General features: G+C 36.9%; 11 protein-coding genes and 2 pseudogenes. 9 read left to right on the top strand and 4 right to left on the bottom strand.

What is annotated here, in order from left to right; all coding sequences use genetic code 11:
* The 5 genes and pseudogenes from MCO_RS03705 to MCO_RS03685 form a co-directional block, all read left to right on the top strand.
* A pseudogene (locus MCO_RS03705) lies at window positions 1–312 on the top strand (phage tail protein); the annotation flags it as partial.
* Between the two features lie 5 nt (window positions 313–317).
* Window positions 318–698: a phage tail protein gene (locus MCO_RS03700; protein WP_007552691.1), complete on the top strand. Its 381-nt coding sequence runs from the start codon at window positions 318–320 to the stop codon at window positions 696–698.
* The gene (locus MCO_RS03695; protein WP_007552690.1) at window positions 695–919 is read left to right on the top strand and encodes a tail protein X; all 225 of its coding nucleotides are present in this window, start codon (window positions 695–697) and stop codon (window positions 917–919) included. The genes MCO_RS03700 and MCO_RS03695 overlap by 4 nt, the downstream gene beginning before the upstream one ends.
* Window positions 916–2235: pseudogene (locus MCO_RS03690) on the top strand (contractile injection system protein, VgrG/Pvc8 family). The gene MCO_RS03695 and the pseudogene MCO_RS03690 overlap by 4 nt, the downstream one beginning before the upstream one ends.
* 314 nt (window positions 2236–2549) lie before the next feature.
* A complete protein-coding gene (locus tag MCO_RS03685) occupies window positions 2550–3077 on the top strand; it encodes an antA/AntB antirepressor family protein (protein WP_007552688.1) in 528 nt (175 codons plus the stop codon).
* A 47-nt stretch (window positions 3078–3124) separates the two neighbouring features.
* Here MCO_RS03685 and MCO_RS03680 read toward each other — a convergent pair whose 3' ends face one another.
* Together MCO_RS03680 and MCO_RS03675 are read right to left on the bottom strand one after the other, a co-directional pair.
* Window positions 3125–3445 (bottom strand): addiction module antidote protein, encoded by a 321-nt coding sequence (locus tag MCO_RS03680; RefSeq protein ID WP_007552686.1) that lies wholly within the window; start codon window positions 3443–3445, stop codon window positions 3125–3127.
* Window positions 3432–3734, bottom strand: coding sequence for a type II toxin-antitoxin system RelE/ParE family toxin (locus MCO_RS03675; RefSeq protein ID WP_007552685.1), 303 nt, complete (start codon window positions 3732–3734; stop codon window positions 3432–3434). The genes MCO_RS03680 and MCO_RS03675 overlap by 14 nt, the downstream gene beginning before the upstream one ends.
* 165 nt (window positions 3735–3899) lie before the next feature.
* Between MCO_RS03675 and MCO_RS03670 the strand changes: the two genes are divergently transcribed.
* The 4 genes from MCO_RS03670 (at window position 3900) to MCO_RS03655 (ending at window position 7438) form a co-directional block, all read left to right on the top strand.
* A complete protein-coding gene (locus tag MCO_RS03670) occupies window positions 3900–4562 on the top strand; it encodes a lysozyme (protein WP_007552684.1) in 663 nt (220 codons plus the stop codon).
* Entirely contained in the window at window positions 4559–4786 is a 228-nt protein-coding gene (locus MCO_RS03665) for a hypothetical protein (RefSeq protein WP_007552683.1), read from the top strand. Before MCO_RS03670 ends, MCO_RS03665 begins: the two co-directional genes overlap by 4 nt.
* A 157-nt stretch (window positions 4787–4943) precedes the next feature.
* Window positions 4944–5129 carry a hypothetical protein gene (locus tag MCO_RS03660; RefSeq protein WP_040298742.1) on the top strand — a complete coding sequence of 62 codons (186 nt, stop codon included), beginning with the start codon at window positions 4944–4946 and terminating at the stop codon, window positions 5127–5129.
* A 266-nt stretch (window positions 5130–5395) separates the two neighbouring features.
* The gene (locus MCO_RS03655; RefSeq protein WP_007552681.1) at window positions 5396–7438 is read left to right on the top strand and encodes a hypothetical protein; all 2043 of its coding nucleotides are present in this window, start codon (window positions 5396–5398) and stop codon (window positions 7436–7438) included.
* A gap of 106 nt (window positions 7439–7544) precedes the next feature.
* On the opposite strand, the gene MCO_RS03650 is transcribed toward MCO_RS03655, so the two are convergent.
* Together MCO_RS03650 and MCO_RS03645 are read right to left on the bottom strand one after the other, a co-directional pair.
* Window positions 7545–8720, bottom strand: coding sequence for a site-specific integrase (locus MCO_RS03650; RefSeq protein ID WP_245256837.1), 1176 nt, complete (start codon window positions 8718–8720; stop codon window positions 7545–7547).
* Between the two features lie 545 nt (window positions 8721–9265).
* Window positions 9266–10150 carry an outer membrane protein gene (locus MCO_RS03645; protein WP_007552679.1) on the bottom strand — a complete coding sequence of 295 codons (885 nt, stop codon included), beginning with the start codon at window positions 10148–10150 and terminating at the stop codon, window positions 9266–9268.
* Between the last annotated feature and the right edge of the window lie 287 nt (window positions 10151–10437).

The following is a 10437-nucleotide window of genomic DNA, read 5'->3' as shown; positions in this document are numbered from 1 at the left end:
CGGGCAAAAAGAATGGTTGATACAGTAGTGGTTACAAATACCCCGCCTGAAAAACACAAGAGTGGTTTTAATACAAGTGTCGTTGAAACAGGACAAATGCAGGCTACAAATGCAAAAGTGGCTGCCTTTAAAGCTCCAAAGCCCATTACGGTTCATAAACCCGTTGAAGTAGACGCCCGTGTCACCATTACAAATCTCAATATTTCAGTACCAAATGGTCTCAAGGACGAAATCAGAGACGCTGTCAATCAAGCACTTGAACGCTATGCAAAACAGCAACGTTTAGCCATAGCCTCTAGCCTTTCGGATTAAATACCATGATGTTAGCTTTGGGTGTTTTTATTTTTTCCATTGAAACAGCAGCATATCAAACACTCGATATGTCTTATGGCGTTCCATGGGTAGAGCAAGGGCGATTGGGGCGGAAAGCTGCTCTTCAATTGCCAGCTGTTGCAAATGCGGAATTTTCTCTAACTGGTGTGATTTATCCAGATTTTAAAGGTGGTCACAGGCAGATCGAATATTTACGGCAAATGGCACATGAGGGACCTCATATTCTTGTAACAGGTCAAGGCAGGATTTTAGGCAAATTTGTCATTCTTTCTGTGGAGGAAAAACAAAGCGTTTTTCATCATAACGGCACCCCCAAAAAACAAGAATTTACGATAAAATTGAGAGAATATGGGGAAGACCAATGAGTGATCTTTACAGAACCAAAGAGGGCGATATGGTGGATGCCATTTGCTGGAGATATTATGCCAAAGGTCAACAAGCACTTGCTGTTGAACGCGTCTATGCAGCGAATTTTGGGCTTGCAGACTATGGTCCCATTTTAAAAGCAGGTATCACAATTGTTTTGCCTTCTTTGCCTTATCCTAAAGCTACACCAGTAATCAGACTTTGGGGCAGCAAGAAATGAAACCTTTTTGCACGGTTTTGGCAAATGGAGAAGACATTACAAGAACTCTCATGGACTATGTTTTGTCGATTGAAATTACCGATGAAGCAGAAGACAAAAGTGACCGTATCACCATAGAACTTGATGACCGCGCACGTGACAGTGATAATGGCTTTTTAGACATTCCTCTTATCGGAACAGTCATTTCCATAACACTTGGCTATGAAGGCGGCAAAAACCGCGATATGGGAGCCTATTTGATTGATGAAATCTCTGTGAGCAGCCCACCACAAAGCTTAAACGTTACAGGGCGCGCCGCATCAATGAATACATCCTACCGAACACCTAAAAGCCAATCCTATCACCAGCAAACCCTTGGCAGTATTGTTCAAGAGATAGCGCAGCGTAATGGCTATACCCCCAAAGTTGATCCTGCTCTTGCAAAAATTGTTGTGCGTCACATTGATCAAACTGCTGAAAGCGATATGGCTTTTGCCACACGTCTTGCAGGAGAATATGATGCGGTGGCAAAGCCTGTTGATGGCAACCTTGTACTTGCCAAACGGGGGGAAGGCAAAGCCATTACCGGCGAAACACTCCCCATTGTTGTAATCCATGAAAAACATTGTACCTCTTGGGATTTTAAATACAGCGCACGGGATGAAGCAGGTGCGGCAAATGGCTTAGAAACGGATGTGGGGGACGACCAAAAAGCCGCAGCTAATGCACGAGAACCAGAAGAAATGGATGATGATGAAAACTTTATCCATATGGATGACAGTGACAGAGCACCATCACCATCTGAATCGGAAAAAGCAGAAACAACACCTGAGAAAGAAGAAGACAAAGAGAAAAAAGGTGGTGTTATCGCAACCTATTACGATGTACGCAGTGGTGAAAAAAAAGAAGTAAAATCTGGTAACCCGCCGTTTCATGAACTCAAATACACTTATCACAATCAGGCAGAAGCTGTTGCGGCCATTGCCGCTTATCGCAATAAGTCATCACGCGGTAAATCTTCTTTCTCATGTGATATTGGTGGTGATCCCTTTGTGCAAGCAGAAGCAAAGCTTGTTCAGGAGCCCCCTTTCCGCCCCTATATTCCAGCAGAATGGCGCATCAAAAGCGTCAAACACAAACTTGATAAAACAGGTGGTTACACCACAAAAATAGAGTGAATAGAGTGCGAACTTTTTGATGCATCACAAGAAGATGCGGCTGGAAACGTTGCAAACACAACACCAGACAAAGATGATACCCTTGATCCAAACGCTCCACCCGATGCCTCATACAACGAAGGCGATGGCGTTATTCATATGGATGAAGAGGATATATAAGTCAAATTAGCAAAAATGTAAAAATCTCGAAAGCCGCTTGACAATGTGACGACAATATGAATAATCGAATCAGGTGCCTAGAAAACACCTTAAAATCTACAAGCGGATTGATTACCGAAATAATCAATTTTCCGCGCATGTAAAGGCTTTGACTCGTTGTATGTTACGCGCATATAATGGCGTTGTCGGGTGTGGTTATGCCATAAAATACCCTTTGAGGAAAAGCATAACGACGGACTTGTAGCCGTGTTTTCTAGCGCCCGGCACTCTTCTGGAGTGTCAATAGAAAACCATTAAACTACAAGGAGTTCATTATGAACACTCTTATAGAAATATCGGAACAAATCATTGATCAGCAAACTGTTCAAACTGTTAATGCGCGTGAATTGCATACGTTTTTGGCAATAGGAAAACGTTTTGCTACTTGGATTACGAACCGCATTAATCAGTATGAATTTGAAGAAGGAAAAGATTTTATTTTAACGCTTCCCAAAATTGGGAAACGTAAAAATGTTATCAGCAAAGAATATCACCTCACTTTAGACATGGCGAAAGAGCTCTCAATGGTGGAACGCAATGAGAAAGGTAGGCAAGCACGCCGTTACTTTATTGAGTGTGAAAAGAGACTAAGAAACCAATCTACTGATTATGAAGATAAACGTTTTGACTTACCAAGTTATTGGGAAGGTATGAACGCTGGTGAAAAAATTTTGTATCTTTTAGGTCCTATACATGTTCGTCTTATTGAGGCTTTTAGAGTGGACGAAGAAAACAGAAAATATAAAGCCCTCATTAAAGAAGCAAAACAGGTCTTAGAAAGATCTGTCGTGAAAGCTGCTTAACTTTTAAAAACACAACTCCCCTTCCCATTTAAAAAGTGGGGAGGTGGTCAAGATGCTTCTTCTAAAACTGTCTGTTCCTTACAATTATTTTTGGCAGGTGTTAAACTGATTTGCAAATCTAACGCCTTCAAAACACTGAGAAAAGTGGAAAGTCGTGGGTCACCCTTGTCACTTAAAGAACGATAGAGGGATTCGCGATTTAAACCTGTCTCTTGAGAAACGGCTGTCATTCCTTGTTTACGCGCAATAATACCTAATACATGTGCAATATAGCCACTATTTTTAGTTTCTAAAGCATCCTGCAATAAGATTTGAAAGTCTTCAGGCGTGTTAAAATATTCACTTACATCAAATTTAGTAATTTCCATTTTTTATTTCCTTTACTAATTGAAGGGCTTTTTCAATATCCTTCTGCTGAGTAGATTTATCGCCGCCATTAAGTAATAAAATAATCTCTTTTCCTTGTTTAAAAAAATAAACACGATAGCCTGGTCCATGATTTATTTTTAATTCACCGATACCACGGAAATATTTCACATCTCCTAGAAGTCCATATTCAAGGCGAAAAATACGTGCAGCAACTTTCTTTTGCGCTTGTCTGTCTTTTAAAGAATCTAGCCACTCTGTAAAATATAGTGTTTTTTTGACAATAAACATTTGTAGCTTATATACTACATAATAGATAATGTCAAAGACATTTTTTTGTTCCAACAAAAAAGCTACACAGGTTTTAATAAGCTGTCCTTTCGGACAGGAAAGATATCAACTTTAGATTTTCACGCATCCCCGCCTTATGTGGGGATTTTTTTTATGGAGAAATTTATGCGAAAAATATCATCAGAAGGGCTAGCACTCATAAAACAATGGGAAGGCTTGCGTTTGAATGCCTATAAAGATGCCATTGGTGTGTGGACAATCGGTTATGGACATACAAACAGTGCTGGAAAACCTTTTGTTCACAAAGGCATGACAATCACGGAAAAGCAAGCAGAAGAACTTCTTTGCCAAGATTTGCAACAATTTGAAAATGTCGTTGAACGCGCTGTTACAGTTTCATTAACGAATGAACAATTCGCAGCATTAGTGTCCTTTTGTTATAATGTAGGAACAGGAGCCTTTTGTAACTCTACACTATTAAAGAAGCTTAATAGTGGTGAATATGAAGCAGTCCCCTTCGAATTACAAAAATGGACCAAAGCAGGCGGTAAGCGTCTTGAAGGTCTCGCACACCGGCGTGCAGCAGAAGCAGGCTTATGGGCTAAAGGGGCTTATGTTTCCTCCAATTATCAAACAGTCGAAACGCAAGAACCAACGGGGGTCTTCAAAGCAGAAGCCCTTGCACCGATTATTGGTTCTTTCTCAGGGCTTGGCGGCTTGTTAGCAGGCAATGGTCCCATCCAATGGGCACTAGCCGCCATTATGGTTTTAGCCGCATGTGCGGGTATTTTCTTTGTTGCCAAACGCTTTCAGGAGCACCGCCTATGATCTTATGGATGAAAAGAAATCTGATGATAACAGCTGCGGCTTTAGCCGCTTTTTTTATTGCATTAGCTAGAGCTTTTACTCTTGGGAAAAAAGCAGAACAGCAAAAGCAAACAGAAAAAGCTTTAAAAGCAGCAACAACACGGCTGGAGGTGGAAAATGAAATTAATCAAAAAAGTGATGCTGATGTGCGTGCTGCTCTCTCTGACTGGTTGCGCGACAAATAAATACGCTTCTTCTTGTGTTGGCTGGTTGCCAATTTATTTAAAACAGCAAGATCTGAATGCCATCAGTTCCAACTTAGCAAGAGAGATCTTAAAGCACAATAAACAGGGTGAACGCGTGTGTGGGTGGAAACATGGCTAGAAAAAAACACAAGACGATATAGAACTCACAGAAGCAGAAAAAGAAATACTTCAAGAAATCATCATGACCTATAAGAGTGTAAAAGTGATGTCACGTTATACGAAATGGATTGTACTCATTATACTCTTATTAGCGCTTGATTTTTCACGTCTTATAGATGCTGTAGGAAATATTTTTACACAAAAACCAAATATCCGACTCTAAACATACCCTGAGACGCGGGAAATTCTTTAGAAAATGATTTCTTAATTTTGCTCGTCTCATGGAGACGATAGACAATGTCTTCTTCCATTTAAAACAGTGGATTTCAAAGAATTAATCTTTGAATTAATTGTTTCATGAATTTAAAGCTTCTAATAAACTGTATTTGATATGAACAGCTTCGAAATTTTAATCCTTTAAGGATGAAGAGGAAGTCAAATCTTTATAAAACGACACAATTGATTGTCTTTCATAGATTAGAGTGGATAATGAGAACAAATTTAAGTGGCCGCGTAAGAAATACATCTTTACCAGAAAATCATGCTCTACTGCCTCTTTTTGAAGCAGTTGTAAATTCTATTCATTCCATTGAAGAAATAGGAAATGATTTTTCCTCACGCTACATTATAGTTTCAGTCATAAGATCGAAGCAAGCTTCACTACCACTTGAAAAAGATACTGAAAAACGAAACAAAACACAAATTATAGGTTTTAAAGTAATCGATAATGGTACAGGCTTTAATGATCATAATTTTAAATCATTTGAAACTTTAGACTCAGATCATAAAATAGAAAAAGGTTGCCATGGTATAGGACGACTTTTATGGCTTAAAGCTTTTGATAATATAAAAATCAGGAGTATTTATGAAACAGATAGAGGATTAAAAGGGTGTGAATTCTCATTCGACGCTGTTGAAGGTATAAAAGCATTACACGAATTTCAAGATAATTGTACGAAGAGAGAAACTGTTGTTGAGTTAACAGGTCTAAAACAAAAATATAAAAATCATATTCCTAAAAAACTACAGTCTATCGCTAAAGCACTCTTAGAACATTGTCTCTGGTATTTTGCAAGAACCGGTAGTTGTCCTTCTATAACTATTGAAGATGACTCAGAAAAGATATTATTGAATGATCTATATGAACAATGCATGCATGGGGCCGTTTTTAATGAAGAAATAAAAATAGGAGAGTATAACTTTTCTATTATGCATATTAAATTTAGGTCCTTACCTTTAGAAAATCAGGCTTTATGTTTTTGTGCAGCCAACAGAGTTATCACAAAAGAAATATTATCTCATAACGTTCTTGGTATGCATGCAAAACTGCAAGATGATATAGGTGAATTTATCTACTCTTGCTACGTAAGCTCTCCTTTTTTGGATGAAAGAGTACGTGCTGAAAGAATAGGCTTTGATATTCAAGAAAATACTGAAGGATTACTAGAGAAGGTAGAGATATCATTTGATAAAATACGGAAAGCTGTAGTCCCTAGTATTCAAAAATACTTAGATAAAGAATTAAAGCAAAACATTCAAAACAGTAAGAAGATAATTGAAAAATTCGTAGCTGAAAAAGCACCACGTTACCGTACAGTTCTAAAACATTTAACTGAAAATGACTACATAGCTTCTCCCTCAAGCTCTGACCAAAGCTTAGAGCTTCTCCTTCATAAACATCTTACTAAATTAGAAGAAAAGGCTTTAAAAGAAGGTCATGATATTTTGCAAGCTGAACAAAACGCAAATTATGAAGAATACTTAAATAAAGTTAGCGCATATGTAGAAACTGTAAATGATCTTAATCGCTCTGATCTAATAGGTTATTTATGCCACAGAAAAGTTATCTTAGATCTTCTAGAAAAAGCCTTAAAGAAAAGCGATAAAGGCTACGCTAAAGAAAATGTTATTCACAAACTCATAATGCCAATGAAGTGTGATTCCAATGACATTTCTATGGATAATTGTAATTTATGGTTAATAGATGAAAAGTTAGTTTTTCATGATTATTTAGCTTCTGACATCTCATTGAAAGCAATGCCTATTACAGGTTCTACAGAAGATAAAAGACCTGATATATGTGCCTTAAATGTATACGACACCCCTATATACGACAATCCTATTTTAATATCAGACGAAGAGCCTATGAAATTGGCATCTCTTTTTATAATAGAAATTAAACGTCCAATGAGAGATGATGCACAATCGGGAGATAAAACAGATCCGATTAAACAAGTGTTTGATTATCTAGACGAAATTAGAAAAGGTAAAGTAAAAACATTCGATGGTCGTCCTATAAAAGACTCTCTTGATATACCTGGTTATTGTTATATTATCTGTGATTTAACTGATAGTATAAGGAAATGTTGCAAAAACTCGAATTTAAGAATAACAGGTGATAACATGGGGTATTTTGGATATAACGAGAATTATAAAGCTTATATAGAAGTGATTTCATTTGACAAGCTTGTAGATAATGCCAAGAAAAGACATCGATTATTTTTCGATAAGATGAATTTGCCAATAAAATGATTTCTCCCTCCCCACTTTTGAGGCAGGGAAAGAGAGATTATACCGTAATCTATCCGCTAATCACTTAAGTGTTTCTTAGATACCTGACTCGACAATAGACATATTATCAAGCCTTTCCTGATATAAAAGACGCCCATTGTCCTAAGAGGATACGGCGTTGCTCTAAAAAATCCGTTCGCATATAAGCTTTCGTCACTGAACTACCAACTGAATGCGCAAGAACAAATTCTGCAATTTCAAATGGTGTTGACGTTGTCTCTGCTATCCAATCACGTAAGCTTGAACGAAAACCATGAGGTCTATAATTAAAACCTTTGTCTTTCATGAATTTAGAAAGTGTTACATCAGATATAGGCTTTCCAGAACTCCCTGAAAATAAAAAACCATTTTTTTCTATTTTTTTTGCTTTTTCAATAACAGCAAGCGCTTCAGCTGTAAGCGGCACACGAAAATCAGAAACCTTTCCAACAATCCCCTTCATATTTTCTTTTGGAATAATCCATATTGATCCATAAATCTCTTCTGACCGAATATGCCTAATTGGCGTAGAACGAACACCCGTCAAAATAAGAAGTTTTAAAGCTAGATTTGATACAAGCTCATCATTTAAAGATTGAAAAAACTTAGGCACTTCTTTCCATGGCATTGCTGGAATATTTTGGGTATTTTGAATAAACTTTCCTAATAAAGCTTTTGCTTTTGGTATCAATTGCATATCCACATCTATACCAAGTGCCGCCGCATGTTTTATAGCTATATTCAAGCGAGATAGAGCTTTACTTGCTGTTTCGTTTTTTGTCTTCCAAATGGGAGAAATGCATCCTTTTATATCAACTTGCGTCAGTTCAGTGATTGGCATATCACCAAGTTTAGGAAAAACATGTAACTCAAGAGGTGTTAACCACCTTGCTGCTTTTCCTTCATTTTTCAATTCGTTTTTTTTCGCTTCAAAAGCACTTGAGACAATTTCTCGTAAAGAAATACCACCCCCTGCCCGACGCAAATTTTCTTTTTGTTTTTGGTGAATTGGATCAATTCCTTGATCCAAAAGATCACGACAAGCTGAAGCCTTGAACCGTGCTTCTTTTAAAGATACATTGCTACAAGAGCCCAATCCCATTTCTCGTCGTCTTTTATTGAGGTCAAACCTAAAAACCCATCGTCCTTGATCTGGTGCAGTTTTGATAAGCCATAAACCAGCTCCGTCAGCATATTTGCCTTTAGATAGATTTTTTACAGATAAGACAGATAGTCTATCACGTGTTCTTATTCTTCGAACCACCTTTTGAACCACCTTTTAAAAACCACCTTTTGAATCGCGCTTGGAGCGCTTTCATCTGGTACCAAGATTATATACAAAAGGCAATTTAATAAATAAAATAAAATAAAAACAATTAGTTATTAAATAGAAAAAAGATAAACCGCGCTATCAGGTGATATTGTAGAGAGTTCTAAGGGAAGAAAAAATTGGTGCACAAATGGTGCCCGCCGTCCGCACCACAGTATACGGATTCCCGATTATTTTCCAACAGTTTATTAGAATGTAAAAACCTAAACTATCTTTTTTACACCATTATACACTACCAAACAGCACTTAACGATCTTGATTTCGAATCATAACTTCTTTTTGAGCATGCATTTTAGTAATGCCAATAACCTTGAAAGCTTTCATTCAAAAAAATGGAAATCTCATAGTCATCCCTACTTGACCACAAACATTGAAAATTAAGGACTTCCTTTCCATCACAAAAGATAACATTTTACAGAATAGCAAATAAAGGTTCCATCAAAGACAGAACCCCTGAGAGCTAATTTAAGCGCGCAAAATTAAAATTTATAAGCTACACCAATACGAAAATCATTTGTCTTGTAATTAAGCTCAATCTCGTCTTTGAATTTCTTTTTACCAAAATCTGAATAACGGTATTCCGCACGCAAAATAACATTATCTGCCATTGCAAAGTCAACACCACCACCAAGAGTATAACCAATCATCATCTTTGTATCATCTGATATAGCATTAAAGGGCTCTGTTCCAGTAATAGATGTCGACATAATATCTTGAAATTGTCCATAAGCAAAACCACCAGAGATATACGGCATAATACGATCAGCAGCAAAACCAATACGCATCCGTGTGCCACCAACCCATTTCTCTTTTAATTTGTGGCCAAAAGTTACGCTGTTCTTTTCTATTCTTCCTGCTTCTCTGTAATTTTTCATAGCTGATTGAGAATCTTCTCTTCCCTCCTCTGAATCCGTTTCTTCCTCTGAGAGTTTTTTACCTCTAACTTCACCAGAATCATCATAGTGAACTGTAGTTTTTGTATTTTTTCGACCAGAAAGAAGTATGTCTGTATCAATACCCAAGATAAAATTATTGCCAAGATCCATATTGGCACCTAAATAAAAGCCACCTACAAAACCAGAGAGTTCAGGTAAATATTTCTTCTCAAATGGCACCCACTTTTTATTTTTACTTCTTTCATCAGGAAAAAGAGGAATATCCCCATCACGAGTAGTTGCAGAAAGTTTACTTGAAAAACCACCAACTTGGCCTCCAAAATAAAAGCCTACCCAAGAAAAAGGTGGAGAAACAACAACTGACGAAGCAACATGTTCTGGCGGCTCAGAAACAACCACATCTGCGGCCTGAACCATAGAAGCTGAAACAAAAATAAAAACGGATGCTGTTATAAATTTTGTATTCATAAAATTATACCCCACTACTATTATTCAAATATAATCAAAAATTACATTAAAAAAACAAAGTGCTTAAAATTTTACACTGCAAAATAATATATACTTTTATATAGTCACATAAAAATTGAAGATTAGCAAATAATTTTTTAATATTTATACATTATCAATATTTATAAATATAAAATTTGGCTAAAATAGCTGTGATCTTTTATTTTCAAAAATAAAACTGTTATACTCTTCTCATTCAAACTGTCGTATCAAAACTACAAAACTGATTTTATTCTAATTAGTTATTT

The sequence above is a fragment of the Bartonella sp. DB5-6 genome, from assembly GCF_000278115.1.
Taxonomy (GTDB): Bacteria; Pseudomonadota; Alphaproteobacteria; order Rhizobiales; family Rhizobiaceae; genus Bartonella; species Bartonella refiksaydamii.
Note: the sequence above shows the minus strand (reverse complement) of the source record. Positions and strands in the feature narration are given on the sequence as shown.

Coding starts and splice junctions, on each gene's coding strand:
- MCO_RS03685 (WP_007552688.1), top strand. CDS start 2,550: ATGAACACTCTTATAGAAATATCGGAACAAATCATTGATCAGCAAACT.
- MCO_RS03655 (WP_007552681.1), top strand. CDS start 5,396: ATGAGAACAAATTTAAGTGGCCGCGTAAGAAATACATCTTTACCAGAA.
- MCO_RS03645 (WP_007552679.1), bottom strand. CDS start 10,150: ATGAATACAAAATTTATAACAGCATCCGTTTTTATTTTTGTTTCAGCT.
- MCO_RS03680 (WP_007552686.1), bottom strand. CDS start 3,445: ATGGAAATTACTAAATTTGATGTAAGTGAATATTTTAACACGCCTGAA.
- MCO_RS03670 (WP_007552684.1), top strand. CDS start 3,900: ATGCGAAAAATATCATCAGAAGGGCTAGCACTCATAAAACAATGGGAA.
- MCO_RS03695 (WP_007552690.1), top strand. CDS start 695: ATGAGTGATCTTTACAGAACCAAAGAGGGCGATATGGTGGATGCCATT.
- MCO_RS03700 (WP_007552691.1), top strand. CDS start 318: ATGATGTTAGCTTTGGGTGTTTTTATTTTTTCCATTGAAACAGCAGCA.
- MCO_RS03665 (WP_007552683.1), top strand. CDS start 4,559: ATGATCTTATGGATGAAAAGAAATCTGATGATAACAGCTGCGGCTTTA.
- MCO_RS03675 (WP_007552685.1), bottom strand. CDS start 3,734: ATGTTTATTGTCAAAAAAACACTATATTTTACAGAGTGGCTAGATTCT.